Genomic DNA, 26,216 nt, shown 5'->3' on the forward strand with positions numbered 1-26,216 from the left:
TGCCTTTCGGGTGGAGCCGGGCGGGGTCAGGCCTTGCGGAGGTCGGGCAGGCCGCTGTCGAGGCCGTGGGGACAGGCGCCGCCGGCCCCGAGGGCGAGCGCGCCGATCTTGCGGAGGTAGCTGCCCGCGACCGCGGCGAGCGCGATGCCGCCGAAGAGCAGGGCGCCGGGGATGGAGTTCAGCGGCGGGAGGCCGGAACCGACCGGGGCCGCGTCGACGAGGTCGCCGTCGGCAGGAGCGGCTCCGCCGCCACCGGCGCCGGCGGAGCCGACGTCGCTCGGGGAGGTCGGGGCACCGGTCGAGCCGCTGCCGGTGCTGCCACCGGCGGTGCCGCCGGACCCGCCGCCGCTGGTGTCGCCACCCTCACCGGAGGGGTCGTTGTCCGGGATCTCGCCGTCGGGCAGGTCGAGCTTCGGGGCCCGCTTGACCTCGCTGCCGGCGACGCCGAGGTGGAGGACGATGCGGGGCGAGAGCTGGGTGAGCGCGCCGAGCAGGCTCTTGACGATCGCCGCCTGCCCGGGGAACGGGATCGGCGCCAGGATGTCGCCGAGCGGGATCTGGGACAGGATCGGCTTGAGGATCGAGAGGTCGACCTGGATGCGCAGCGCCTCGACGACCGCACTGGCCTCCTTGCCCTTGCTCGTCAGCTCCGGCTTCGGGAGCGTGATGGAGACGCCGAGCTGCTCGAGCGCCTTGGCGGGGTCGTCGGAGAGCCCGGGGATCGGTCCGCCCTGGCCGACGGCCTCGTAGCCGTCGGGGCCGACGGAGAACTCCTGGCCGGCGATGGAGAGCGTGCCGAAGCGGGCCTTGCCCGAGGCCTTCTCCTTCGCGCCGTCGCTGCTGGTCACGGCCTTGGCGGTGACGCCGGAGAGGCCGATGATGCCGCCGAGCAGGCGGACCTCGCCGAGGGCGGAGCGCGTGGTCGTGGTGACGACGCCCTTCTCGACCTTCGAGCGGCTCGTGGAGGCCATGCCGCCGATGTCGATGAGCGCGTTGAGCGCCGAGGGGATCTGGCAGGCCGCGGCCTCCTCCGCCGCCTTCTCCTCCGCGGCCTTCTGCGCGGCACCCTGGCCGGTGATCGCGGCGCCGAAGTCGGCGAGCGGGTTGGTCGCACCGCCGGCCCCACCGCCGGAGCCGCCGAGCAGGCCACCGGTGAGCCCACCGGTCAGGCCACCCGTCAGCCCGCCGAGGAGACCACCCAGACCGTCACCGAGCCCGCCGGTCGGCAGCCCCGGGAGCTCGGGCAGACCGGGCAGCCCGCCACCGCCACCGCCGCCACCGCCGCCGTCGCCGCTGCCCGCGGGCTCGTCGACGTCGCAGTCGGTGGAGAAGCCGGCCGCGGCACGGACGTCACCCTCGGCGGCGCTGGTGCGCGAGACCGAGCCCGGGAAGGGCTCCTGGACCTCGGACTCGGGCCCGCCGGGGTAGGCCGAGTTCACCTGGACCGGGTAGCCCTGCTCGGCGATCGGGTTGGCGATCTCCGGCGGGAGGCCGAGGTTCTCGACGACGGTCTTGAGACCCTCGCCGATGGAGTCGCCGGGCCAGAAGTACGCCGCACGGCCCTTGCCGCCGCTGCTGTCGGCCGAGACCTTGCTGTAGCCGAGGCTCAGCTCGAACTGCGGGGTGGCCGGGATCGGGATGACGGGCTCGTAGATCTCGAGCTTGATCGGCGTCGCCGACCCCTCGGAGCTGTAGCCGTAGTCGAGCGTCTCCTTGGCGGCCGAGGGCAGGCCGGCGGCCGCCGCGGGGGACGCCGTCGTGGCGCCGAGCGGGAGCACCGCGGCGACGAGCCCGCTGGCGACGAGGGGGAGCACGGTCCGCTTCACGCGGCACCTCCGAGGATGACGTCGGACATGGTCTCGAGGACCTCGGCGGGTTCGCCGGAGGCCACGATGCGTCCGCCGGACATGACGGCCGCGTAGTCGGAGACCCGCAGCGCGGTGCGGGCGAACTGCTCGATGCAGAGGATGGAGACGCCGGACGCCGCGATCTGGGCGACGGTGTCGTAGAGCTCGTCGACGATCAGCGGCGCGAGCCCCATCGACAGCTCGTCGAGCAGCAGCAGCGCCGGGTCCGAGGCCAGCGCCCGCGACATGGCCAGCATCTGCTGCTCCCCGCCGGACATGGTGCCGGCGAGCTGGTGGCGCCGCTCGGAGAGCCGCGGGAAGTAGGAGTACGCCGTGTCGAGGACCGCCTCGGTGGGGACGCCGGCGTACGACATCAGGCGGAGGTTCTCCTCCACGGTGAGGTTCGGGAAGACCGAGCGGCCCTCGGGCACCGTGCACAGCCCGAGCCGCGCCAGCTCCTCGGAGCCCGCGCCGCGGACGTTGACGCCGCCGAGGTGGACGTCGCCGGAGGTGGGCTTCTTCTGCCCGGAGATGACCTTGACCAGCGTCGACTTGCCCGCGCCGTTGGGGCCGAGCAGCGCCATGACCGCGCCCTTCGGCACCGCCAGGTCGACGCCGCGGAGGACCTCGATCCGGCCGTAGGCGGCGTGGAGGTCGACGACCTCGAGGATGGGGATGCTCATCGGACGTCCTCCGGGGTGGTGGCGCCGACCGCGGGGATCACGGTCGTCGCGTCGCTGGCCGCACCGACCGGCACGAGGTCGGTGCGGGTCTCCTCGACGGCGCCGGCCCCGACGCCGGCCCGCGCCCCGACCAGCTCGTGCTCGGGCACGTCGTCGGAGTAGCCGAGGTAGGCGCGTTGCACGGCCGGGTCGCGACGGATGTCGCCGGGCGTGCCCGAGGCGATGATCGAGCCGAAGTCGAGGACGTGGATGGTGTCGCAGACGCCCATCACCAGGTCCATGTCGTGCTCGACCATGAGGATGCCGCGGCCCTCGGCGGCGAGGTCGCGCAGCAGGTCGCCGAAGTCGTCGGTCTCGGTCTCGTCGAGGCCCGAGGAGGGCTCGTCGAGCAGCAGCAGCTTCGGGTCGCCGGCCAGGCAGCGGGCCAGCTCGAGCAGGCGCGCGGTGCCGGTCGGGATGGAGTCGGCGCGCTCGTCGGCGTACGCCGAGATGCCGACCCGCTCGAGCAGGGCGTCGATGTCCTTGGCGCCGGGCTTCACCAGGCCGGCGAGGCCGCGGTGGATGTCGTAGGCGACCCGGACGTTGTCGCGCACCGAGAGCGAGCCGAACGCCTCGAGCCGCTGGAAGGTGCGCCCCATCCCCCGCTTCGAGCGGCGGTGCACCGGTGCGCCGGTGACGTTGCGGCCGCGGAAGCGGACCTTGCCGCGGGTGGGCTTCTGCAGGCCGGAGATGACGTTGAAGCAGGTCGTCTTGCCGGCGCCGTTGGGGCCGATCAGGCCGGTCACCGTGCCGGCCTCGGCCACGAAGGTCGCCTCGTTGACGGCCGTGACGCCACCGAACTGGACGACCACGTGGTCGACCTCGAGGAGCGGCACGTCCGCGCCGGCCACGTGCTGGAGGGAGTGGTCAGGCATGGGCGGGCACCTTCCCGGTGGCGTCAGGGGTCTCGGGCAGCAGGTCGTCGAGGCCGGCGTCCTCGCCGTCGTCGGGTGCGTCGGCGCGGCTGCCGGGGAGGACCGGCAGCTTGTCGCGCAGCTGGGGCAGGACGACCGCCTGGATCCGGCGACCGAGGCCGAACATCAGGTTGGCCAGGCCGTTCGGGTCCCGGCCGAGCGCGACGGCGCCGAAGCCGAGGATCGCGAAGATCAGGCCGGCGATGCCGGGGTTGTTGGACTGCATGACCGGCAGCAGCATCAGGCCGACGCCGCCGAGCGTCGCGCCGGTGACCGAGGTGACGCCGAAGACGACCGCGAGCAGCAGCAGCGGGAGGCTGTTGAAGAACTGGAAGTCGGCGGCGCCGATCGTGCCGCGCAGGCCGGCGAAGAGCGCCCCGGCCAGGCCGGCCATCCCCGCGGAGAGGCCGAAGAGGCCCACGCGGAACCACCGCATGTCCAGGCCGAGCGTGCCGCAGGCCGCCGGGCTGTCGCGCATCGCGATGAGGACCCGGCCGAGCGGGCCGCGCCGCAGGAGCAGCAGCGCGATGCCCATCAGCACCAGGAAGAGGGTCATCACCAGCACGTAGCCGCCGGTCGACTCGATCGCGTTGCCGAGGACCGAGAGCCGGCCGGCCTGGAGGGTGCCGTTGAAGCCGAAGGCGAACTCCGCCTGGAAGATCATCTTGTCCATCAGCACGCCGAAGGCCAGCGTGGACAGCGCGAGGTAGAGGCCGGTCAGCCGCAGCACCGGCAGCGCCACGAGGGCGCCGACGCCGGCCGCGATCGCGGCGGCCAGGAACAGGCCGGCGAGGTTGGGCTGCTCGAGCTTGGCGTAGGCCAGCGCACCGACGCCGGCGAAGGTCAGCTGGGCCAGCGACACGTGGCCGCCGTAGCCGGTGAGCAGCACCAGGCTGAGCATGACCATCGCGTACGTCGCCGCGGTGCCGACGAGCAGCAGGTTCGCGGTGGACATCCCGCCGCCGACGAGCAGCGCGACGAGGACCAGGAGCGCGCCGCCCCAGCCGACCGACTTGGTGATCGACGGGAGCGGGGCGGAGACGATGCCCTTGACCTGCCCGATCCGCAGCTGGGCCTGCGGCATCAGCACGATCACCACGAAGAGGAACAGCGCGGGGACGACCGCCCGGGTGCCGGCGAGGAAGCCGTCGCTCGGCAGGTAGGCCACCGCGAACGACTGCAGGATGCCGAGCCCCATCGCCCCGACGAAGGTCAGCGGCAGCGACTTGAGCCGGCCCAGCATCGCCGCGGCGTACGCGTTGATGACCAGCAGGGTGAGGTCGTAGTAGGACAGGCCGATCACCGAGGACAGCAGGATGCCGCCGAGCGCGGCGAGGCTGATGCCGATCGCCCACGAGAGCGCCGCGACCGTGTCGGGCTTGCCGCCGAAGAGGCGGAGCAGCTCGGGGTTGTCGACCGAGGCGCGCATGGCCGTACCGATGCGGGTGCGGTTGAGCAGGACGTAGAGGGCGAGCGCGACGCCGATCGAGATGACGATCGTGATGATCTGGTGGGCGGTGACGTAGGTGTCGCCGAGCTGGACGCCCGAGGACGCCATGAACGGCGGGACCGTGCGCGGCTCCGGCGGCCAGACCTGCTGCGCCAGGCCGATGAGACCGACGAAGAGGCCGACGGTGACGACCAGCGCGACCGAGACCGGCCCCTCGCCGAGGCCCTTGGTGACGAAGCGCTGGATGCCCCACCCGATGGCCGGCGCGATCACGCCGAGGACGAGGAACAGCGACAGGAACAGGTTGAGCCCCTGGCGTTGGGAGAAGTCCCAGAACACGAAGGCCATCACCATGCCGAACGCGCCGTGGGCGATGTTGAACACCCGGGTCGTGGTGTAGGTGAGCACCAGGCCCGACGCCGCGATCGCGTACGCCGCCCCGGTGAACAACCCGAGGATGGTGAAGGAGATCAGGGAACTCATCGGTCAGCCTCCCAGGCCGGTGTTCGTCATCGAGCCGCAGAGGTACTCGCCGGGCGAGACCTTCTTCCACGTCCCGTTGCTGAGCTGGATGATCGAGGCGCAGTTGGCGGTGCGCTCCGCACCGACCTGCTGCGGGACGTGGATGCCGTTGCCGGTCCAGTCCTTGACGCCGCGCAGCCGCTCGACGAGCGAGGCGCGGCTGAGCTTCCCGCCGAGCGCGACCGCCTGCTCGACGAAGAGCCGGGCGGCCGACCAGGCGAAGACGCCGTAGGTGTTGGGCTCGGCGCCCGGGTCGACCTGCTGGAGCCAGGAGCGGTAGAGCCTCATCTCCGCGACGGAGGAGTCGAGCATCGCGGTCTGGGCGTAGACGTAGGTGCCGTCCCCGGTCGCGCCGGCCTCGTCGACGTACCGCTGGTCGTAGACGGTGGCGTCCTGGAGGAAGATCTCCGGCTCGTAGCCCTGCTGCCTCATCGCCTGCTGCAACCGGATCGTGAACTGGTAGGGCCCGGTGTAGCTGACCAGCCGGGCGCCGGCGTCCTTCGCCTGCTGGACGTAGGGCGCGTAGTTGAACTCGGCGGTGTCGATGGCCTCGAACACCGTGACGTCCCAGCCGTTCTTCTCCCACGCGGCGCGGAAGTTCTCGGCGTTGGCCGGCGCGGCGCCGGCGTTGACGTAGAACATCGCGACCGACTCCACCGCCTCCGGCGCCTTCTTCGCCCAGTACTGCGGCATCGCGTTCGGCACCAGGTGGGGCTGCACGGCGTACGCCGCGAAGCAGGTGGTGCAGCGGGTGCGGTCGCCGTTGACGGAGTAGGAGCGGATGTCGGGCAGACCGCACTGCTGCGCGGTCGCGGCACCGCCGGAGTCGAAGGCCGACATCGAGCCGACGGCCGCGAACGCGTCGTCGCACGCCCGGGTGTAGGCCTGCTGGTCGGCGCCGGCGTCCGCGCGGCTGTCGAGGTCGAGCACCTTCAGCGAGCGGCCGCAGATGTCGCCGGCGGAGTTGGCGTACGCCGCGTACGCCTGGGTCGCCTGCTGGGCGGCCTCGAAGATGCCCGGCACCGGGCCGGAGATGTCGGAGACGTTCGCGATGGTGATCGTGTCGTCGGTGATGCCCGTGGTGTTCTCGAACCCGTCGCAGGACCCGGCCCGCACGCCACCGTCCGCAGCGTTCTCGCCGCCGCCCTGCTCGCCGCCGGCCGACGGCGTACCGGCGTCGTCCGCGGCGCCGCCGGGAGCGGTCCCGCCGGCGACGGTGCCCGAGCCGCTGCCGCCCCTGGTGACGTCGCCGGTCGTCGTGCCGGGAGCGACGTCGGCACCGGGGACCTCGCCGGCACCGACGACGGCGCCGTCGGCTCCGGGGACGCCCGCGCCCGCCGCTCCCGCCCCGGCGCTGAGGCTGACGGTGGCGGGGTCGATCCGCGACCCGCACGCGGCCAGGGAGACGGCCATGAGCGCGGCGACGAGCAGCACCGCGCCGCGGCGCGCCCGGCGGGTGCCGAGCGGTCGCGGAGCGGCACGGGGCCGGCGCAGCTGGGTCGTCATGGGTTCCTCCGCGGGGTGGACGCGTACCGGTAGAACGAGGGACGACCGGCCGGGTGACGCCGATCGCAGCCGCCGCGCACGGATCTGGACCACTTCCCGGACGTCTCGCGTCCGACCCCGGTCACGGCCTCGGCCTCGTCGTCCACGGCGCGCGTCGCCGCCGGTCAGGCCGTCGTCAGGCCGGCGCAGGTGTACTTCGTGCCGCCGGTGGCGACCCACCTGGTGCCGTCGAGCTTCAGGAACCGCCAGCAGTCACCGGTCCGCCGCGGGCCGGGGTACTGCGGGGAGTGCATGCCGTTGGCGGTCCAGTCGGACACCTTGCCGAGGTCGGCGACCAGGCTCTCGCGGCTCAGCTTCCCGCCCAGGGCGACCGCCCGCTCGACGAACAGGCGCGCCGCGGACCAGGAGAAGACACCGAAGAACGACGGCTCGGCACCCGGGCGCACCTGGTTCAGCCAGCTGACGTAGGTCTGCATCTCCTTGTTGCTGCTGGCCTCCTCGAACGGCACGAAGTTGGTGAACACCGTCGTGCCGTCGACGGCCGCGCCGCCGCTCTCGATGTACTCACTGCTGTACGCCGAGGGGTCGATCATGAAGACGTCGGGCTTGAAGCCCTGCTGCTGCATCGCGTCGGCGAGCCGCACGAACTGCGGCGGCTGGGCGATCATCTGGACGTACTTCACGCCCTTGTCCTTCATCTGCTGCACGTAGGGGGCGTAGTTGAACTCGGCGATGTCGATCGCCTGGACCATCGCGAACTTCATGCCGCGCTTGGTCATCGCCGAGGCCTGGAGCTTGCCGTTCTCGGCGGCCGCGCCGGCGTTGATGTAGAGCATCGCGGCGTTCTTCGCGGCGTCGGGGAAGTTCTTCTTCACGTAGTCCGGCACGGCGTTCTGGAACTGGTTGGCGACCGTCGACTGGGCGCCGAAGCAGGTGCTGCAGTCCTGCCGGTCGTTGGTGACCATCGCGGACCGGATGTCGGGGAGGCCGCAGCCCTGGGCCGCCGCCGCGCCACCGGAGTCGAAGGCCGACATCGAGCCGATCATCGCGAACACGTTCTCGCAGCCGTCCGCGTAGGCCTGCTGGTCGGCAGCGGCGTCGGTGCGGCTGTCGTAGGACTTCAGCGCCAGCTTGCGGCCGCAGATGTCGGTGGAGGCGTTGAAGTAGGCGACGTACGCCTTCACCGCGTCCTGGCTGGACTCGAAGATGCCCGGCACCGGGCCGGAGATGTCCGAGGCGTTGCCGATCGTGATCGTGCTGTCGGTGATGCCGGGGCCGTTCTTGAACCCGTCACAGGAGCCGGCCTTGGTGCCGCCGTCGGCGGCGTTGTCGCCGCCCGGCTGCGGCGCGTCGCCACCGCCGCTGCCGCCGCTGCCTCCGGACCCGGAACCCGCGGTGCCGCCGGTCGTGCCTCCGGTCGAGCCGCCCGTGCTGCCGCTCGTGCCGAGGTCACCGCCGGCACCGAGGCCGCCGCCCGCCGTCGTACCCGGAACCTCGCCGCCCGCGACCGCGCCGCCCTCGACGCCAGCAGCCGTGCCGCCGGCACCGACCACCTGGTTCGGGTCGAGCTGGGACCCGCACGCAGCGAGGGTGAGCGTGAGCGCGCCGGCGAGGACGCCGAGTGCTGTCGATCCGGCGCGGCGACGTGCTCGGGTACGGCGAAGGCTGGGCACGGGTCCTCCTGGAACTAGAACAGGTACTAGTTCTCAACGAGGCCCCTGTCGAAAGGTGACGCCGCCCACACGTCTGTTTCGTGCAGAGTGTGCCGAGCCCAGCCGCTAGCGCAGCAGGTCGCGCCCGATGACCATCCGCTGGATCTGGTTGGTGCCCTCGAAGATCTGGGTGATCTTGGCGTCGCGGAAGAGCCGTTCGACGGGGTAGTCGCGGGTGTAGCCGTTGCCGCCGAGCACCTGGACGGCGTCGGTGGCCACCCGCATGGCGGCGTCGCTGGCGGTGAGCTTGGCGATGCTGGCCTGGCGGGAGAAGGGGCGGCCGGCGTCCTTGAGCCGGGCGGCGTGGAGGTACGTCGCCCGCGCCCGCTCGACCTCGGCGCCCATGTCGGCGAGGAGGAACTGGAGCCCCTGGAACTCGCCGACGGCCCGGCCGAACTGCCGGCGCTCGCGGGCGTAGGCGACCGCGTGGTCGAGCGCGGCCTGGGCGATGCCGGTGGCGACGGCGGCGATGCCGAGGCGGCCCGCGTCGAGGGCGGAGAGCGCGACGCGCATGCCCGCGCCCTCGGGGCCGATCCGGTTCGCGGCGGGGATGCGGGCGCCGTCGAGGATCACCTGGGTGGTGACGTCGCAGTGCAGGCCGAGCTTCTTCTCGGGCACGCCGAAGGACACGCCGGCCGTGTCGCCGGGCAGGACGAAGGCGGACAGCCCGCGCTTCGGGTCGTCGCCGGTGCGGGCGAAGAGGATGTAGTAGTCGGCGTGGGAGCCGTTGCTGATCCACTGCTTGGTGCCGGTGACGACGTACTCGTCGGACGCCTCGTCGAGGACCGCCTTGGTCGCGATGGCGCTGACGTCGGAGCCGGCCTGCGGCTCGGAGAGCGCGTAGGCGCCGAGCCAGTCGCCGGAGAGCATCTGCGGCAGCCAGTGCGCGCGCTGCTCCTCGGTGGCGTTGGCGGCGAGGACGGTGGCGGTCAGCGTGTGCACCGAGGCGCCGACGCCGACGCTCGGCCAGGCGGTGGCGATCTCCTCGATGACCTGGAGGTAGACCTCGTAGGGCTGGTCGCTGCCGCCGTGCGCCTCCGGGAACGGCAGGCTGAGCAGGCCGGCGCGGCCGAGCAGCGCGTAGGCCTCGGCCGGGAACTCGGCGCGCTCCTCCATCTCGGCCACCTGGGGCGCGAGCTTCTCGGTCGCGATCGAGCGCGCGAGGTCGAGCAGCGCCTCCGCGTCCTCGCCGGGCAGGAGCCTCTCCACGTTCGTCGGCATGCGCCCAGCCTAGGTCGGCCGCGGGGTCGTAGGTTCCCGGGCATGACGAGCACGACGAACGGGGCGGGACGGGTCACGCGACGTGCCACCCGCGAGGACCGGGAGCAGTGGGTGGCGCTGGGGGTCGAGGGTTTCGGCACCCCGCCGCCCGGCACTCCGACTCCTCCGCCCGTCGACCCGTGGCCGCGGGCGTACCACCGGCCGTGGGGCGTGTTCGAGGACGGACGGCTCGTCGCGCGGGTGGGGGGCGTCGAGCTCGGGTCGTGGTTCCACAGCACCGAGGTGCCGACCTGCGGCATCGACAACGTCGCGGTGGCCGCCGAGCACCGCGGCAGCGGGCTGCTGGCCGAGCTGCTCGCGGCCGTGCTCGAGGAGGGCGCCGAGCGGGGCGAGCCGATCAGCGGGCTCTACCCGACCGCGCCGGGCATCTACCGACGGCTCGGCTACGAGATCGTGACGGCGTTCGACGAGGTCGACCTGCTGACCGCCGACCTGGCCGCGGTCCGTCCGCCCACCGACGGCACGACGGTCCGGCGCGCGACGGTCGCCGACGTCCCCGCCGTCCGAGCGGTGTACGACGCCTGGGCGCGCGCCCAGAACGGCCCGCTGACCCGCCGTGGCCCCCGCTTCCCCGCGACCGACGCGGAGCTGCTCGCCGAGGTCACCGGCGTCACGCTGGCCGAGGACGCCGACGGGCGGGTGACCGGCTTCGTGGCGTGGGAGCGCGGCACCGGCTACGACGAGCACGCCCGGATCACCGTCCGCGACCTGGTCGGGTTGACCGGCGACGCGCACCGGGCGCTGTGGCGGGTGCTCGGGTCGTTCGCGACGGTCGCCCCGACGGTGCGGCTGACCACGTCGGGCGCGGACGCGGCGCGGCTGGTGCTGCCGGGCTACCCGTGGCGGCGGGTCGTCCACCGGCCCTACATGCTCCGCGTGCACGACCCGGCCCGCGCGCTCACCGGCCTGCGGCTCGCGCCGGGCTCGTGGGAGGTGGCGTTCCGGGTGGCTGGCGACGTGCTCGGCACGATGGACGGCGGCTACCGGTTGACCAGCTCCGACGGGGTCAGCGCGTGCACGGCCGCCGACGTGCCGGCCGACGCGGCGACGTACACCCCGCAGGGGCTGGCCCTCGCCTACGCCGGCACCCAGGACTCCGCGAACCTCCGTCTGGCCGGCCACCTGTCCGGCCGCACCGACGACGACGCCGTGCTCGACCTGCTCCTGGGCGGCCGGCCGGCGCACGTCCGCGACTACTACTGATCGGTGGGCGGCCCGGTGGGACCGGCGGGCCCCGTGGTCCCCTCGCTCTCCGGACCGGGCGCGGGGGTGACCGGCGGCAGCCCGGTCGGCTCCTCGTCCTCGGCGTCGTAGGTGAGCTCGACGTACTCCCCGACCTCGAAGACGCCGTTGGTGAGCAGGTCGACCTCCTGGAGGCCGACCGGGCGCTCGTCGCGGTAGGTGATGAGGGTGACCGAGGCGGTGCGGCGGATCTTCGAGCCGATCGCGATGGCGTACGCCGCCCCGCCGGTCGTGCCGGTGGTGAAGCGGTAGCCGATCTCGCCGTTCTCGCCGACCACCTGCTCGGGTCCGCTGGCGACGTGGAGGTGGCCGCCGACGACGAGGTCGGCGCAGCCGCGGTCGAGGGTCTCGCGCCCGAGGTTGGCGTCGTGGACGAGCACGGTGGCGACCCGCTCGTCGGCGTCGCAGACGACCTCGGCGAGCCGTTCGCCGACCTCGGCGAAGGAGAGCTCGCCGTCGTCGCGCCAGGCACCGAGGCCGCTGGACCGGGGGTCGTCGATGCCCATGAGCGGGGCGTCACCGGGGCCGTCGACGACCTCGCCGTCGGAGCTGTCCAGCATCGTCCAGCCGCGGCCGGCGAGGTAGTCGCGGACGAAGGGGCCGCTGTCGTGGTTGCCGGCGACGCCGTACCGGTCGACGTCCTCGAAGGCCGCGGTCACCGAGTCGAGCGAGAACGCCTCCCACGGCTTGCCGGTGGAGGTGTCGTCGCCGGCGTCGAAGACGGCGGTCGCACCGCCGGCGTCGCCGACCGCGCGGGCGACCTCGTCCATGCCGACGTTGTCGTGGCGGTCGGAGACGAGCAGGGCGACGGTCTCGTCCTCGGCGGGCTCGCGCAGCTCGAGGTCGGCGGCGTCCCCGGCGGCTGCGGCGTACCACTCCTTGCTCTTGGTGTAGGTCGCGACCGCGCTCTCCACCAGCCGCTTGGTCTGGGCGGTGGTGATGTCGCCGCGCACCTCGAGTCCCGCGACCTCGGCGGGCAGCGGGACGGACCCGCCGAGCCACTCGGCCAGCGGCACCCAGTCCCGAGCGGCGTCGACCGGTTCCTCCTCGTCCTGCCACGGCTCGAGCAGCACGACGACGAGGCCCGCGACCACCAGCACGGCGACCGCGCCGCGCCACGACCGGGCACCGCGCACCAGCTCGCGACGGCGGTCGCGGCCGACCGCCGCCCACACGAGCAGCGGCACCAGGGCGATCGCGCCGCCGCGGACGGCGGCGTCCCGGGCCATCGACTCGACGACCTCGGCGACCCGCGCCCGCGGGCCCTCGGGCTGGCTGCCGATGTAGGCGTAGCGCTGGACCAGCTCCTCGGTGGTCCTGGCCTCGGTCTTGCCCAGCCGCACGTCGACGCCGACCCGCCCGCCGGGGTCGAGCCGCAGGTCGGGCAGCACGGGACCGGTGCGCACCACGACCGTGCCGTCGAGGTTCGGGCTCAGGACGGCGTCGTGGCTGGCCACCGAGATCGTGCGGGAGTCGGCGAGGAACAGCGTGAGGCCGACCGCCACGGCGAGCACGGCCCACACCACCACCGCGACGGTGGTGGTGAGGACGCGACGACGCGAGGGGCGGCGCACCCGGGGCAGCCTCAGCTGCGTGCCTGGGCGACGGCGTACAGGGTCACCGAGGCGGCCACGCCGGCGTTGAGCGACTCCAGGGAGTTGACCATCGGGATCGAGACGAGCTGGTCGCACGTCTCGGCCACGAGCCGCGACAGGCCCCCGCCCTCGGCGCCGATGACGATCACGAGCGGGCCGTCGGCCAGGTCGAGGTCGGGCAGCGAGACGTCGCCGTCGGCGGCGAGACCGATGACCATGCAGCCCGCGTCCTGGTAGGCCTTGAGCTGGCGGACCAGGTTGACGGTCTGCGCGACCGGGATCCGGGCGGCGGCGCCGGCGCTGGTCTTCCACGCGGCCGCGGTCATGCTCGCCGCGCGGCGCTCGGGGATGACGACGCCGTGCGCGCCGAACCCGGCGGCCGAGCGGACGATCGCGCCGAGGTTGCGCGGGTCGGTGATCTGGTCGAGCACGACGATGAGCGGCTTCTCGCCGGCCTCGTCGGCGGCGTCGAGCAGGTCGTCGGGGTGGGCGTACTCGTACGCCGGGATCTTCGCGACCAGGCCCTGGTGGACCGCGCCGCTGGTGATCCGGTCCAGCTCGTTGCGCGGCACCTCGAGCAGGCCGATGCCCTTCTCCGACGCCAGCCGGAAGGCCTCGCGCAGCCGGCCGTCGCGCTCGGCGCCCTCGGCGACGTGGACGGCCGTCACCGGCACGCCCTCGCGCAGCGCCTCGACGACCGCGTTGCGGCCGGCGATCCACTCGACGTCGTTGCTCTTCTTCTTGCGCGGCCGGGCCGGGGCGCGGCGCTCGCTGCGCTCGTTGCGCTGCGCGTCCTTGTAGGCCTTGTGATAGGGCCGGTCCTTCGCCTTCGGCGTCGGGCCCTTGCCCTCCAGGCCGCGCTTGACGCGCCCGCCCGAGCCGACCGTGGGGCCCTTGCCGCCCTTGCTGATCGCGCCCTTGCGCTGGCTGTTCCCTGCCATCAGACAGTGCTCCCTGTGTTGCCGAGCGACCATCGGGGGCCGTCGGGGGTGTCCTCGACCTCGACGCCGGCGGCCTTGATCCGGTCCCGGATGGCGTCGGCGGCGGCGAAGTCCTTCGCCGCGCGGGCCTCGGCCCGCTGGTCGAGCAGGCCGCGGACGAGGACGTCCACGGCGGTGGTCAGTGCGTCGGCCTTGCCGGCGTCGCCGGAGCCGGTGCCCCAGGCGGGGTCCGCGGGGTCGAGCCCGAGGACGTCGAGCATGGTGCGCACGGCGCCGGCCTGCTCACGGGCCGCGGCGGCGTCGCCGGCCTGCAGCAGGCGGTTGCCCTCGCGCACGGCGTCGTAGAGAACGGCCACGGCCGCCGGCGTACCCAGGTCGTCGTCCATCGCGTCGGTGAACGCCGGCGGCAGCGCGCCCTTCTCGACCTCGGCGGCGCCGCCGACCCGGTCGAGGAACCCCTCGATCCGGCCGAAGCCGGCCGCGGACTCCTCGAGCGCCTCGAAGCTGAACTCCACGTGCGAGCGGTAGTGCGCCGCGACGAGATAGAACCGCAGCTCGATCCCGCGGAAGCGCTGCAGCACCGACGGGATCGTCAGGCTGTTGCCGAGCGACTTGGACATCTTCTCGCCGGCGGTGGTGATCCAGGCGTTGTGCATCCAGTACGACGCGAACGGGTGCCCCGCCGCGCGGGACTGCGCCTGCTCGTTCTCGTGGTGGGGGAACCGCAGGTCGACGCCGCCGCCGTGGATGTCGAAGGCGCTGCCGAGGTACTTCCCGGCCATCGCCGAGCACTCGATGTGCCACCCGGGACGGCCGCGGCCCCACGGGCTCGGCCAGGACGCGGTCGACGGCTCGGACTCCTTGCGGCCCTTCCACAGGGCGAAGTCGCGGGGGTCGCGCTTCCCGCGCGGGTCGGCGTCCTCGGCGGCCTCCATGTCGTCGATGCGCTGGGAGGTCAGCTCGCCGTACGCCGGCCAGGATCGGACGTCGAAGTAGACGTCGCCGGAGCCGTCCTCGGCGGCGTACGCGTGACCCTTCTCGATGAGCGTCTCGATGAGCTCGACCATCTCGGGCACGTGGCCGGTGGCGGCGGGCTCGTACGTCGGCGGCGCGACGTTCAGCGCGGCGTACGCGCGGTCGAGCTCGCGCTTCATGACCGCGGCGTGGGCGTACCACGGGCGGCCCTGCGCCTCGGCCTTGACGAGGATCTTGTCGTCGATGTCGGTGACGTTGCGGATGAACGTCACGTCGTAGCCGGAGTGCCGCAGCCACCGCTGCAGGACGTCGAAGTTGACGCCCGAGCGGACGTGGCCGACGTGGGGCTCGGACTGGACCGTGAGTCCGCAGACGTAGACACCCGCCCTCCCCTCCTCCAGGGGGACGAAGTCGCGCACCTCGCGCGTCACGGTGTCGTAGAGCCTCAGGGTCACCCCGTCAGTCTAGGGACGCGGCGGGGCGCGCCCCGCATCGTCGGCGGCCCGCTTCCCCGCTCGCCCGTTCCTGTGGCTGGTGGGACGGATGTGACTTACCGTGGTCGTCATGCGGCGGCTCCTCCCCCTCTCCCTCCCCCTGATGTCCCTGGCCCTCACCGGCGCCTTCCTGGCACCGGTGTCCCCCGCGTCGGCGGCTCCCGGCGGCGCTCCGGCTGCTCCGGCTGCGAAGGCCGGCGCCCGGCAGATCGCCTACGAGCAGTGGGACACCCCCGCCGAGCTGCGCAGCGGCCGGCTCGTCGCGACGCGGGTCACCCGCGGGACCGTCGTGCAGAAGAAGGCCGCCAACGGTCGGCGCAAGGTCGACGGGACGGCGTACGACGTCGGCCACTGGCTCTCGCCGTGGACCAGGCCCGGCTTCGCGCTGACCGAGCTGATCGGCTCGTGGTCGGCGACCACCAGCGGCGACAGCTGGATCGAGGTGTCGGTCCGCGGCCGCGCGGCCGGCGGCGGGCAGTCGAGCTGGGACGTGCTGGGGCGCTGGACGTCCGGCGACGAGCACACCTTGCGCACCAGCGTCAGCGGACAGGGCGACGACCTCGCCGACGTCAACGTCGACACGTGGAAGGCCAAGAAGGGCCTGGCGTCCTACCAGCTGCGCGTCTCGCTGGCCCGTCGCGCCGGCACCAAGGCCAAGGCCACCCTCGACACGGTCGGCGCGGTCGCCTCGCGGCTGCCGTCCGGACTGGTCGCCACCTCGAAGCCGGGCGTGGCCCGCGGGATCACCCTCGACGTGCCGCGCTACAGCCAGATGATCCACCAGGGCCACTCCCCGCAGTGGGGCAACGGCGGCGAGGCGTGGTGCTCGCCGACGTCGACCTCGATGGTGCTCGGCTACTACGGCGCACTGCCCGCCGCGGCCGACCGCGCCTGGGTCGGCTCCGGCCACCCCGACCCGTGGGTCGACCACGCCGCGCGGATGACGTACGACGCGGCGTACCGCGGCACCGGCAACTGGCCCTTCAACACGGCGTACGCCGCCCCGCTGGCCGGCAACGCGTTCGTCACCCGGCTGCGGTCGCTCCGCGAGGCCGAGCGGCTCGTCAAGGCGGGCATCCCGGTCGTGGTGTCGGTGTCGTTCGGGCGCGGCCAGCTCTCCGGCGCCCCGATCTCCGCCACCAACGGCCACCTGCTGGTGATCGTCGGCTTCACCCAGACCGGCGACGTGGTCGTCAACGACCCCGCTGCGGCCACCAACGCCGGCGTCCGCCGCACCTACGACCGCGGGCAGCTCGAGAACGCCTGGCTCCCCCGGTCCGGCGGCCTCGCCTACGTCATCCACGACGACGCCCACCCGCTGCCGAAGTCCAACGGCACCTGGTAGGCCGCCCCACCCACCGCTGGCCGGCCGGCGGGTGTCGCTTCACCGAGGTATGCAGACGAACCGTCACTTCCCACGGTGAGCTCATCGTGGGGAGTGACGCTTCATCCGCAGCCGGGGCGGTCAGGCCGAGTAGCCCCCGTCGACGTCGAGCTTCTGGCCGGAGACGAACCCGGCGCGGTCGGAGGCGAGGAAGCAGACCGCCTCGGCGACGTCGTCGGCGGAGCCGAAGCGGCGGAGCGGGATGTTGCGGCGGGTGACGGCGAGCGCCGCGTCGTCCAGCTCACCGGCGTCGATCAGCCGCGCGGCCATGCCGTCGGTGAGCATGCCGGGGCCGACGGCGTTGACGCGCACGCCGTACCGGCCCTCCTCCACCGCCAGCGCGCGCACCATCGCCTCGACCGCGGCCTTGGGCGCCGACGAGAGCCCGTCGCGGACCGGGAAGCGCGAGGTCGCGGCGGTCGTCACGGCCACCACCGACCCGCCACCCGAGCCGATGCCCAAGCCGGAGCCGGCAGCGGCGCGAAGGTGCGGTAGGGCGGCGGAGACGACGGCGAAGAAGCCCGCTGCGTCCGCCTGCAGCTGCGCCGCCATCGCCGCCGGGGCGACCGCGGAGAGGTGGGTCATCGGCACGTGCGGGCCGGCGGCGTGCACGAGCGTGTGGATCCCGCCGTGCTCCTCGGCGACGGCGGCCACCACGGCAGCAGCGTCGGGACCGTCGGGCGCACCGAGGTCGAGGGCGTGCGCACTGGCGGGTACGCCGTGCTCCCGCGCCGCCGCGGCGGCGTCCTCGCCGGCCTCGGGACGCGAGCGGTAGGTCAGCGCGACGGCCGAGCCCCGCGAGGCGAGCAGCCGGACGACCGCGAGCCCGATCCCGCCGCTGCCGCCGACCACGAGCGCGCAGCCGCGCCGGCCCGCGAAGTCACCGGCGTACCCCGCACCGCCGCTCACGCGGACACCGCCCGGAACGACCGCTCGTGCCACCCGGACGCACCGTCGGGGATCGGCGCGGCCTCGACGCTGGTCTGCACGTTGCCGTCCTTGTCGGTCATCCGCACGCGGACCACGTGGTCGCCCTCCTCGACGTCGAGCTCGCCGACCCACTGCACCCACGTGTCGTCGGTGCCGGGGTCCGCGACCTCGACCGGCTCCCACGCGCCGCCGTCGAGCGCGATCTCGACGGCTGCGACGCCGGTGGTCTGCGCCCACGCGACGCCGCCGAACCGGACCGGGCCGGCCGGCACCTCGGCTCCCGATCGGGGCACGTCGACGCGGGAGGCCATCTTGATCGGGCCGCGCTCGGCCCAGCCCTTGTCGGTCCAGTACGCCTCGAAGTCCTCGAACCGCGTCACCTCGAGCTCGCGCACCCACTTGGTCGCGGAGACGTAGCCGTAGAGCCCGGGGACGACGGTCCGCACCGGGAAGCCGTGCTCGACGGGCAGCGGCCGGCCGTTCATCGCGACGGCGAGCATCGCGCCGCGGTCGTCGGTGAGCGCCTCGAGCGGGGTGCCGCAGGTCCAGCCGTCGTCGGAGGTCTGCTTGACGGCGTCCGCGCCCTCCTGGACGCCGGCCTCGGCGAGCAGGTCGGCGATGCGCACGCCGCTCCACCAGGCGTTGCCGGCCAGGTCGCCGCCGACCTCGTTGGAGACGCAGGTGAGCGTCACCCAGGACTGGGTGATCTCGCGCTGGACCAGCTCGGCGTAGCTGATCTCCAGCGGCCGGTCGACCATCCCGGTGATCCGCAGCGTCCAGTCGGCCGGGGCGATCGCGGGCACGACCAGCGCGGTGTGGATGAGGTAGAAGTCGTCGTTCGGGGTCCGCCACGGCGTGACGTCGTCGAGGTCGACGCGTGCCCGGGCGGGCACGACGCCCTCGGTGACGCCGTCGAGCTTGAGCAGCCGCCGGGTCTTCTCCACCGCCCGCCGGCCCTGGCCGACCGAGCGGCCGAAGACCGCCAGCGCTGCGCCGACCGCCGTCAGCAGGCCCGCCCGCAGCACGAAGCCGCGCCGCGTGTGCCGCCCGAGCCCCGGCAGGTCGTCGTCCGCGCCGCGCTCGGCGGCTGCCGACTCGACCAGCTCGGCGCTCCGCAGCGGCACGACCAGCACGGTCAGCGCGACCACCCACGTGCCGAGGCCGACCACGACGGGCAGCAGGTCGATCGCGCCGGCGCCCCGCTGCCGCAGCACCGCCACCGCGCCGACCGCGGCCAGCACGGCGTACACGACCAGCGGGCGCCACCACGAACGGCGCCGCATCCGGCCCGCCCACGCGAACGCCGCGCCGACGGCCAGCAGCACGACCAGGACGAGCAACGGCTTGCCGAGAGCGCCGAGCAGCCGGATCGCCTTCTCGGTCACGCCGCCGGGCACGAGCCGGATCGCCTGCTCCACGACGGCGACGACCGGGGAGTCGCGGATCGTGAGGATCATGGCGACGCAGTACGACGTCGCAAGACCGGCCACGCCTGCGACCAGCCCTGCGACCGACCACGCACCGCGAGACGTCCGCACGAGCCCGATCATCCCTCAGGCATGATCTCGCCGTGCCACCGAACCTCGCAGGCCGGATCCGCGTCGGGACCGGCACCGACGTCCACCGCCTCGTCGACGGGGTGCCGATGCACCTGGCCGGCCTCGCCTGGCCCGACGAGCCCCAGGGCCTCGAGGGCCACTCCGACGCCGACGTCGCGGCCCACGCCGCCTGCGACGCGCTGCTGTCCGCGGCCGGCCTCGGCGACCTCGGGTCGAACTTCGGCACCGCCGAGCCGCAGTGGGCCGGCGCGTCCGGCGCGACCCTGCTCGGCGAGACCGCGCGCCGGGTCCGCGCGGCCGGCTGGGAGGTCGGCAACGTGGCGGTGCAGGTCATCGGCAACCGCCCGAAGCTCGGCCCGCGCCGCGCCGAGGCCGAGGCCGCGCTCTCCGACGCGCTCGGCGCCCCGGTCTCCGTCTCGGCCACCACGACCGACGGGCTCGGCCTCACCGGCCGCGGCGACGGGGTCGCCGCCGTCGCCACCGCGCTGCTGGTCCGGGAGGACCCCGCGTGAGGCACACGCTCACCACCCACGACGGACTCACCCTCGCGGTCACGACACACGGGCGCGAGGACGCCGGCCTCACCGTGCTGCTCGCGCACTGCTGGACCGCCGACGAGGAGGACTGGCACTACCAGGTCCGCGACCTGCTCGACCGCTACGGCACCGACCTCCGCATCGTCACCTGGGACGCCCGCGGCCACGGCCGGTCCCAGGAGTCGCCGCTCGAGGCGTGCACCGTCGAGAACCTCGCCCGCGACCTCGGTGCCGTCATCGACGCGTACGCCGCCGAGGGCCCCCTCGTGCTCGCCGGCCACTCCATCGGCGGGATGACCCTCATGGCCCTGCCCGAGACGCGGCCGGACCTCGTCCAGCGCGTCCGGGGCCTGCTGTTCGCCTCGACCTCCTCGGGCGACTTGGGCACGGTCACCCTCGGCCTGCCCGACGTCGGCCCGGCGGCCAAGCGGGTGATCCCGCACGTGCTCGCGTGGCGGGCCCGGCACCTCACCCGGCGCGAGCGGCGACGGACGCCGTCGGTCGAGCGGTACGTCGTCAACCGGCTGCTCTTCGGCCAGCCGCTGCGGCTGCGGGACGCCGGCTTGGCCACCGACCAGCTCATCTGCTGCCCCCCGGCCACGATGGAGGGCTTCTACCGCGACCTCATGCAGCACGAGCGGCTGGCCGGCCTGGCGGCGTACGACGACGTGCCGACGGTCGTGCTGGTCGGCAGCGCGGATCGGCTCACCCCGCCGCCGCACGCCCGCCGGCTGGCCGGCGGCATCCGCGGGGCGCGGCTCCTCGTCGCCCCCGGCGCCGGCCACTACCTACCGCTGGAGCGCTCCGACCTGGTCACCGAGCACCTCGTCGCGTTGGTCGACGGCGCCCTGCCCCGCCCCTGACCCGGCCGTCGGCGGGGTAGTAACGGGCAGGAACGTCCGTCCAGGCCTCGCGGAGGACACGAACGTCCGTTACTACCCCGACGACCGCTCCGACCGGACCGTCCGCCCCGACCGCGGCGCCTCACGCGGCGGTGGCGTGGACGTGGGCGCGGTACCGCCGGGCGACGAGGTCGGCGACGAACCGGTGCGCGCCGATCGGCTCGGCGACGACGGCCGCACCGGCGGCGAGCGCCTCGTCGCGGAGGCGGTCGTGGAGGGGGCCGGGGGCGAGGAGGTACGGCGAGACGACCGCCCCGCGGCCTGCGACGTCGGCCGGTGCCGGCCCGCCCGCGTCGAGGGTCGCCACCTGCACCGGTCCGGTCCAGGTGTCGGCGAGCAGGCTGGCCGCGCCGTGGAGCCGGTCGGCTGGCCCCGCGCCCACGAGCACGACCGGACGGCCGGGTCGCGCGCCGGCGGCGAGCAGCCGGGACGCCTGGGCGGCGGCGAGGAGCGGGTGCGGCCCGAGCGTGCGACCGGGCGACCCGGGCGCCCCGGACAGCGCGGTCTCCTCGGCGAGGAGCATCGGTACGACGGCGTACGACCCCACGACCCGGCGCAGCGCCGCCGGCAGGTCGGCGGCCCAGGTCGCGACCGCGGGCACGCCGAGCGACGACGCGGCCCGGCGGGTCACCTCGCGCGCGACCGGGCAGGAGCCCTCGGCCACCGTCACCAGGGTGGTCACGCCGCGACCGCCTTGCGGTGGCCGACGAGGACGGTGCCGTCGACGACCCGGACGTCGTACGCCGGCACGGCCGCCGTCGGGTCGTCCAGGCACTTGCCGGTGCGCAGGTCGAAGGCGTGCTTGTGGGCCGGTGAGGCCACGAACGGCACGTCCCCGCGCCGCCCGACGATCCCCTTCGCGATCCCCTTGCCGACCTCCGAGGCCTTCGCGAACGGGTCGTGGTTGCCGAGCGCGAAGACCCGGTCGTCGGCGAGCCGGAAGATCGCGATCGCCTGCCCGTGCACCAGCGCGGTCGCCGCGCGCTCGACCTCGAGCTCGTCGAGGGCGCAGACCGGCTGCCACTGGTCGTGCGCGGCTCGCGGGGTCACCCGGCCGAACGTAGGTCCGGCATGTTCTCGGCTGAGTTTCGTCGTGCAACGGGCGTGTAAATCGTCGCGCACCCGGGCGTTAGCCTGCGACGCGTGCCCGCTGCCGTCGTCATCCTCGCCGCCGGCTCCGGCTCGCGGGTGGGCGCGGCCGTCAACAAGGTCCTGCTCCCCCTCGGCCCCGCCGCCGTCCTCGCCTGGTCGGTGCGCGACGCGCTGGCGCTCGAGGACGTGGCGCGGGTGCTGCTCGTCGTCCGGGCCGGCGAGGAGCGGGCCGTCGCGGACGCGGTCGTGCCGCACCTCGGCGGCGTCGAGGTCGGCGTCGAGGTCGGCGTCGTCACCGGCGGCGCGACCCGGCACGCCTCGGAGTGGCAGGCGCTGCGGGCGCTCGCGCCGGCGATCGAGGCCGGCGAGGTCGACGTGGTCGCGGTCCACGACGGTGCCCGGCCGCTCGCGGGCCCCGACCTCTTCGCGCGCACCATCGCCGCGGCGCGCGAGCACGGGGGCGCGATCCCGGTCGTGCCGCTGAGCGGCGTGCTGCCGGTCGAGCCGACGGCCGGGCCGCTGCCGCCGGGGCTCGCCGGCGTGCAGACGCCCCAGGCCTTCCGCGCGGACGCGCTGCTGGCGGCGTACCGCCGTGCCGACGTCGACGGCTTCGAGGGCACCGACACCGCGAGCTGCCTCGAGCGCTACCCCTCGGCCGACGCGCCGGTGCGGATCGCGGCGGTGCCGAGCACGTCGAGCAACCTCAAGATCACCTTCCCCGAGGACGTCGACCTGGCGCTCGCGGTGAGCCGGGGCTTCTAGCGCTCGGGCCTACTTCTCGGGCGTGGTGAGCGCCTCGAGCAGGCGTACGTCGTCCTCGCTCGTCACCCGGCGCGCCGACGGCGGGGCGTCGGCGAGCTCGACCGGGAACCGCGCCCGCAGGTCCTCCACCAGCTCCACGAAGTCCAGCGACGGCAACCCGTCGAGCTGCGCCACCACGCTCGCGGGCAGGACCACCGGCGAGGTGACCGCGACCAGCCCGCTGCGGTCGACCGTGCCGCCGACGAACCCGTCGGCGGTCTCCTTGACGGTGTCGGTCACCGGCCGGGTGCCGACCACGACGACGTCGCGCTCGACCGCGCGGGCCAGGCAGGCCGCCAGGAACTCGGCGGGAGCCATCGGGCAGAGCGCGTCGTGCAGGACCAGCGGCTCGCCGGCCTCGACCAGCCCGGCCCACTCCGTGCCGATGTCGACCAGCGTCACGCCGGTCTCGCCGAGCGCCCAGGACGCCGCGACCACGAGCGCCTCGCCGTGGACCAGCGCGAACGGCAGCGAGCCGCGCCCGGTCTCCACGACCGTCCCCAGCGCCCGGACCTGCTCGTCGTCGTCCCAGTCGTAGTCCACGGCCCGAGCCTAGGCCGCCGCACCGTCATGTGAGCCGCGCCGGGACCTCCGGACGCACCGAGGCCCCCGGGGAATCCCCGGGGGCCTCGGTCACGCGGTGCGCAGGTGCGTCAGGAAGCGAGCACCTCGTCGAGGAGGGCCTCCGCCTTGTCCTCGTTGGTCTTCTCGGCGAGCGCGAGCTCGGAGACCAGGATCTGGCGGGCCTTGGCCAGCATCCGCTTCTCGCCCGCGGACAGGCCACGGTCACGCTCGCGGCGCCACAGGTCGCGCACGACCTCGGCGACCTTCATGACGTCGCCGCTGTGGAGCTTCTCGAGGTTGGCCTTGTAGCGCCGCGACCAGTTGGTCGGCTCCTCGACGTGCGCGGCACGCAGGACGTCGAACACGCGGTCCAGCCCGGCCTTGTCCACGACGTCGCGCACGCCGACCAGGTCGAGGTTGCACGCGGGGACGCGCACGACCAGGTCCTGCTGGGCGACGATCCGCAGGACGAGGTACTGCCGGTCCTCTCCCTTGATGGTCCGCATCTCGATGTCCTCGATGACAGCGGCCCCGTGGTTCGGATAAACAACCGTTTCGCCGACGGTGAAAGTCATATGTCAGGTACCCCTTCCTAGAGCACCATCTTATCACGCGTCTGGACCGCTCCGGACAGCGTTGTTGCAGGTCAGAGCCACATTGCGGTCTTGACAGACTGCGGTCCGATGTGCAGGCGGAGGCCTGGCGACCACCCCTCGGAAGCACGAAACCGCAGGTGAACCGCGTGGTTCGCCCGTTCCCGGACGTGACGCAGGCGATACTTCCGACATGGCGATGAGGGAGCGCTTCCGGCGTCGAAGTGGTACTGCCGGGGCCGACGACGGTGGTTCCGTGGCGGTCGAGGACCGCGCGACGGACACCGCCGACGAGCAGACCGACGAGCCGCAGCCCGCGCCGGGGCCCGAGCCGCAGCCCGAAGCACCCGTCGTACGCGGTCGGCGCGGCCTCCGCGACCTCGAGCCGGTGCTGCTCGCGCAGGCGGCCCACCCCCGGCAGGCGGTGGTGACCGCGCTCGGCATCGCCGCGTGCGCCGCGCTCGCGGGGCGGGAGCTGCGCGAGGTCGGCGTCGTGCTGCTGACCGTGCTCGTCGGCCAGACGATCCTCGGTTGGCACAACGACCTCGTCGACCGCAGGCGCGACGCCCGCCACGACCTGCCGGGCAAGCCGGTGGCCCAGGAACGGCTCGACCCGGGGTCGGTGTGGTTCGCGATCGCCTGCGGCGTGCTGCTGCTCGTGCCGCTGGCCGTCTCCACCGGCATCACCGCCGGCAGCTGCTACCTGCTGGCGGTCGCGATCGGGCTGCTCGGCAACGTCGTGCTCCGCAAGGGGCTGCTGTCGTGGGTGCCGTGGGCGGCGTCGTTCGCGCTGTACCCGGCGTACCTCTCCTACGGCGGCTGGGGCGGCCGCTACGAGGGCAACCCGCCGGAGGTCGCGATGGTCGCGCTGTTCGCGCTGCTCGGCATCGGCGTGCACGTGCTGCGCGCGCTGTGGGGCCTGGTGCCCGACAACAAGGACGGCTGGACCTACCTGCCGCTGCGCCTGGGCCTGCGGCTCGGCGCCGCGCGGCTGCTGACGCTCACCTCGGTCTACCTCGGCGCGGTGCTGCTCGGGCTGGCCTTCGCGGGCACCTCGGTCGGCCTGTCGCAGTAGCCACCGCTAGGCTGAGGCGCACATTGGCCGCTCACCCTGCGAGGCTCCAGACCATGCTGCTCCGACGCAACACCGCGCTCGCCCTGGGCGCGCTCGTGCTGACCGTGCCCGCGCTCGGTGCGTGCGGGTTCAACCCCGCGACCGACCGGGTCAACACGATCTCGATGAGCGGCAACGACCGCTCCGGGGACGTCGACGTCGTCGGGGCCGTGATCGTGTCGGAGCGCGCCGGGTCCGGCACGTTCCTCACCACGTTCTCGAACTACCACGAGGCCGAGCCGACCGAATTCGACTCGATCACCGGCGCCGACGGCGCGACCGTCGAGGCGGGCGAGTTCGAGCCGCTGGAGATCAAGGAGGGCGGCCTGGTCACGCTGCTCCAGTCCGGCGGCGTCCGACTGACCGGAGACTTCGACCCGGGCGACTTCGTGCCGCTGACCCTCGGTTTCTCCTCCGGCGAGGAGATCGAGATGACCGTCCCGGTCGTCCCGGCCTGCGACGAGTACGAGGGCCTGGACAACGCGCCGGGCTCCACGGGCTCCGGCGAGGAGTACGACTGCGAGGGCGTCTCCGTCGAGCCGCACGACGTCGAGGGCTCCGCCCCGCCGGAGGCCGAGGAGGGCACCGAGTGACCTACACCCTGGTCCTGCTCCGCCACGGCGAGAGCGAGTGGAACGCCAAGAACCTCTTCACCGGCTGGGTCGACGTCGACCTGACCGAGAAGGGCCGCACCGAGGCCGTCCGCGGCGGTGAGCTGATGCGCGAGTCCGGCGTGCTCCCCGACGTCCTCCACACCTCGCTGCAGCGCCGCGCGATCAGCACCGCCTGCATCGCGCTCGACGCCGCCGACCGGCACTGGATCCCGGTCCGCCGCTCCTGGCAGCTCAACGAGCGCCACTACGGCGCGCTCCAGGGCAAGAACAAGAAGCAGACCCTCGAGGAGTTCGGCGAGGAGCAGTTCATGCTCTGGCGCCGCTCCTTCGACGTGCCCCCGCCGCCGCTCGACGACGACGCGGAGTACTCCCAGGTCGGCCTCCCGCAGTACGCCGACCTCGGCGACGAGCTGCCCCGCACCGAGTGCCTCAAGGACGTCATCGCGCGGTTCCTCCCCTACTGGGAGTCCTCGATCGTCCCCGACCTCCGCGCCGGCAACACGGTGCTCGTCGCCGCGCACGGCAACTCGCTGCGCGCCCTGGTCAAGCACCTCGACCGGATCAGCGACGAGGACATCGCCGGCCTGAACATCCCCACCGGCATGCCGATGGTCTACGAGCTCGACGAGGACATGCGCCCGGCCGTCCCCGGCCGCTACCTCGACCCCGAGGCCGCTGCCGCTGCTGCGGCCGCCGTCGCCAAGCAGGGTCGCTAGCGCCGCTGACCCCGAACCCTGCGCCTGCTGGGGTAGTAACGGACGTTTCTGACCGTCGCAGGGGTAGTCACGGACGTTTCCGTCGGCGGTTTCAGGCGGTCGTTGCACCACGCTTGATCTCGTGGCCGCAGAGTAGTTCTTCGAACCGTTCGGCTGGGGTGGCCCAGTCGAGTGTCTTGCGGGGTCTGTTGTTCAGTTCGGTGGCGACGT

General features: G+C 73.8%; 24 protein-coding genes. 8 read left to right on the forward strand and 16 right to left on the reverse strand.

Features of this window, described 5'->3' with window-relative positions; translation table 11 throughout:
- Positions 1–26: 26 nt before the first annotated feature.
- From H7344_RS15300 to H7344_RS15330, 7 genes are all read right to left on the reverse strand, one after another.
- On the reverse strand, positions 27–1,826 hold the full coding sequence (locus tag H7344_RS15300) for a choice-of-anchor P family protein (protein WP_186346869.1): 1,800 nt from the start codon (positions 1,824–1,826) through the stop codon (positions 27–29).
- A complete protein-coding gene (locus H7344_RS15305) occupies positions 1,823–2,530 on the reverse strand; it encodes an ABC transporter ATP-binding protein (RefSeq protein ID WP_186346870.1) in 708 nt (235 codons plus the stop codon). Before H7344_RS15305 ends, H7344_RS15300 begins: the two co-directional genes overlap by 4 nt.
- Positions 2,527–3,444: an ABC transporter ATP-binding protein gene (locus H7344_RS15310; protein WP_186346871.1), complete on the reverse strand. Its 918-nt coding sequence runs from the start codon at positions 3,442–3,444 to the stop codon at positions 2,527–2,529. The genes H7344_RS15305 and H7344_RS15310 overlap by 4 nt, the downstream gene beginning before the upstream one ends.
- Positions 3,437–5,416 (reverse strand): branched-chain amino acid ABC transporter permease, encoded by a 1,980-nt coding sequence (locus H7344_RS15315; RefSeq protein WP_186346872.1) that lies wholly within the window; start codon positions 5,414–5,416, stop codon positions 3,437–3,439. Before H7344_RS15315 ends, H7344_RS15310 begins: the two co-directional genes overlap by 8 nt.
- 3 nt (positions 5,417–5,419) lie before the next feature.
- Positions 5,420–6,961, reverse strand: a complete 1,542-nt coding sequence (locus H7344_RS15320) for an ABC transporter substrate-binding protein (RefSeq protein WP_186346873.1) — start codon at positions 6,959–6,961, stop codon at positions 5,420–5,422.
- Between the two features lie 164 nt (positions 6,962–7,125).
- Positions 7,126–8,634 (reverse strand): ABC transporter substrate-binding protein, encoded by a 1,509-nt coding sequence (locus H7344_RS15325; RefSeq protein ID WP_186346874.1) that lies wholly within the window; start codon positions 8,632–8,634, stop codon positions 7,126–7,128.
- 105 nt (positions 8,635–8,739) lie between these two features.
- Positions 8,740–9,894 carry an acyl-CoA dehydrogenase family protein gene (locus H7344_RS15330; RefSeq protein ID WP_186346875.1) on the reverse strand — a complete coding sequence of 385 codons (1,155 nt, stop codon included), beginning with the start codon at positions 9,892–9,894 and terminating at the stop codon, positions 8,740–8,742.
- A gap of 42 nt (positions 9,895–9,936) precedes the next feature.
- Between H7344_RS15330 and H7344_RS15335 the strand changes: the two genes are divergently transcribed.
- Complete coding sequence (locus tag H7344_RS15335; protein ID WP_186346876.1) at positions 9,937–11,157, forward strand: GNAT family N-acetyltransferase; 1,221 nt, start codon at positions 9,937–9,939, stop codon at positions 11,155–11,157.
- Here H7344_RS15335 and H7344_RS15340 read toward each other — a convergent pair.
- Genes H7344_RS15340 through cysS form a run of 3 tightly spaced genes read right to left on the reverse strand, consistent with a single transcriptional unit; the run spans position 11,151 to position 15,162 of the window.
- Positions 11,151–12,770 carry a metallophosphoesterase family protein gene (locus tag H7344_RS15340; protein WP_186346877.1) on the reverse strand — a complete coding sequence of 540 codons (1,620 nt, stop codon included), beginning with the start codon at positions 12,768–12,770 and terminating at the stop codon, positions 11,151–11,153. The genes H7344_RS15335 and H7344_RS15340 overlap by 7 nt on opposite strands.
- 11 nt (positions 12,771–12,781) lie before the next feature.
- The gene (rlmB, locus tag H7344_RS15345) at positions 12,782–13,732 is read right to left on the reverse strand and encodes a 23S rRNA (guanosine(2251)-2'-O)-methyltransferase RlmB (RefSeq protein WP_186346878.1); all 951 of its coding nucleotides are present in this window, start codon (positions 13,730–13,732) and stop codon (positions 12,782–12,784) included.
- The gene (gene cysS / locus H7344_RS15350) at positions 13,732–15,162 is read right to left on the reverse strand and encodes a cysteine--tRNA ligase (RefSeq protein WP_186346879.1); all 1,431 of its coding nucleotides are present in this window, start codon (positions 15,160–15,162) and stop codon (positions 13,732–13,734) included. Before cysS ends, rlmB begins: the two co-directional genes overlap by 1 nt.
- A 109-nt stretch (positions 15,163–15,271) precedes the next feature.
- Between cysS and H7344_RS15355 the strand changes: the two genes are divergently transcribed.
- Positions 15,272–16,546 carry a C39 family peptidase gene (locus H7344_RS15355; RefSeq protein WP_186346880.1) on the forward strand — a complete coding sequence of 425 codons (1,275 nt, stop codon included), beginning with the start codon at positions 15,272–15,274 and terminating at the stop codon, positions 16,544–16,546.
- A 120-nt stretch (positions 16,547–16,666) separates the two neighbouring features.
- Here the strand turns inward: H7344_RS15355 and H7344_RS15360 are convergent, their stop codons facing one another.
- Complete coding sequence (locus tag H7344_RS15360) at positions 16,667–17,494, reverse strand: SDR family NAD(P)-dependent oxidoreductase (protein ID WP_186346881.1); 828 nt, start codon at positions 17,492–17,494, stop codon at positions 16,667–16,669.
- Positions 17,491–19,053 (reverse strand): molybdopterin-dependent oxidoreductase, encoded by a 1,563-nt coding sequence (locus H7344_RS15365; RefSeq protein ID WP_186346882.1) that lies wholly within the window; start codon positions 19,051–19,053, stop codon positions 17,491–17,493. The genes H7344_RS15360 and H7344_RS15365 overlap by 4 nt, the downstream gene beginning before the upstream one ends.
- Positions 19,054–19,085: 32 nt before the next feature.
- Here H7344_RS15365 and ispF point away from each other — a divergent pair, with 32 nt between their 5' ends.
- Both ispF and H7344_RS15375 read left to right on the forward strand, forming a co-directional pair.
- Positions 19,086–19,586 (forward strand): 2-C-methyl-D-erythritol 2,4-cyclodiphosphate synthase, encoded by a 501-nt coding sequence (gene ispF, locus H7344_RS15370; protein ID WP_268238550.1) that lies wholly within the window; start codon positions 19,086–19,088, stop codon positions 19,584–19,586.
- Positions 19,583–20,473 carry an alpha/beta fold hydrolase gene (locus H7344_RS15375; RefSeq protein ID WP_186346883.1) on the forward strand — a complete coding sequence of 297 codons (891 nt, stop codon included), beginning with the start codon at positions 19,583–19,585 and terminating at the stop codon, positions 20,471–20,473. Before ispF ends, H7344_RS15375 begins: the two co-directional genes overlap by 4 nt.
- A gap of 121 nt (positions 20,474–20,594) precedes the next feature.
- On the opposite strand, the gene H7344_RS15380 is transcribed toward H7344_RS15375, so the two are convergent.
- Positions 20,595–21,194 carry a sirohydrochlorin chelatase gene (locus H7344_RS15380; protein WP_186346884.1) on the reverse strand — a complete coding sequence of 200 codons (600 nt, stop codon included), beginning with the start codon at positions 21,192–21,194 and terminating at the stop codon, positions 20,595–20,597.
- The gene (gene nirD, locus H7344_RS15385; protein ID WP_186346885.1) at positions 21,191–21,562 is read right to left on the reverse strand and encodes a nitrite reductase small subunit NirD; all 372 of its coding nucleotides are present in this window, start codon (positions 21,560–21,562) and stop codon (positions 21,191–21,193) included. The genes H7344_RS15380 and nirD overlap by 4 nt, the downstream gene beginning before the upstream one ends.
- Positions 21,563–21,655: 93 nt before the next feature.
- On the opposite strand from nirD, the gene H7344_RS15390 reads away from it, so the two are divergent.
- Entirely contained in the window at positions 21,656–22,366 is a 711-nt protein-coding gene (locus H7344_RS15390) for an IspD/TarI family cytidylyltransferase (protein ID WP_186346886.1), read from the forward strand.
- Positions 22,367–22,375: 9 nt separating this feature from the next.
- On the opposite strand, the gene H7344_RS15395 is transcribed toward H7344_RS15390, so the two are convergent.
- The gene (locus H7344_RS15395) at positions 22,376–22,948 is read right to left on the reverse strand and encodes a 2-C-methyl-D-erythritol 4-phosphate cytidylyltransferase (protein ID WP_186346887.1); all 573 of its coding nucleotides are present in this window, start codon (positions 22,946–22,948) and stop codon (positions 22,376–22,378) included.
- 110 nt (positions 22,949–23,058) lie between these two features.
- Positions 23,059–23,544 carry a CarD family transcriptional regulator gene (locus tag H7344_RS15400; RefSeq protein ID WP_154615342.1) on the reverse strand — a complete coding sequence of 162 codons (486 nt, stop codon included), beginning with the start codon at positions 23,542–23,544 and terminating at the stop codon, positions 23,059–23,061.
- A 274-nt stretch (positions 23,545–23,818) separates the two neighbouring features.
- Here H7344_RS15400 and H7344_RS15405 point away from each other — a divergent pair, with 274 nt between their 5' ends.
- The 3 genes from H7344_RS15405 to H7344_RS15415 are packed head-to-tail and all read left to right on the forward strand — an operon-like array spanning position 23,819 to position 26,006.
- Complete coding sequence (locus H7344_RS15405; protein WP_229707126.1) at positions 23,819–24,637, forward strand: UbiA family prenyltransferase; 819 nt, start codon at positions 23,819–23,821, stop codon at positions 24,635–24,637.
- Between the two features lie 53 nt (positions 24,638–24,690).
- Positions 24,691–25,269, forward strand: a complete 579-nt coding sequence (locus H7344_RS15410; protein ID WP_186346889.1) for a copper chaperone PCu(A)C — start codon at positions 24,691–24,693, stop codon at positions 25,267–25,269.
- Complete coding sequence (locus tag H7344_RS15415) at positions 25,266–26,006, forward strand: phosphoglyceromutase (RefSeq protein WP_186346890.1); 741 nt, start codon at positions 25,266–25,268, stop codon at positions 26,004–26,006. Before H7344_RS15410 ends, H7344_RS15415 begins: the two co-directional genes overlap by 4 nt.
- Positions 26,007–26,216 lie beyond the last annotated feature (210 nt).

Origin of the sequence: Nocardioides deserti, from assembly GCF_014266025.1 — a bacterium.
In the GTDB taxonomy this organism is placed as follows: Bacteria; Actinomycetota; Actinomycetes; order Propionibacteriales; family Nocardioidaceae; genus Nocardioides; species Nocardioides deserti.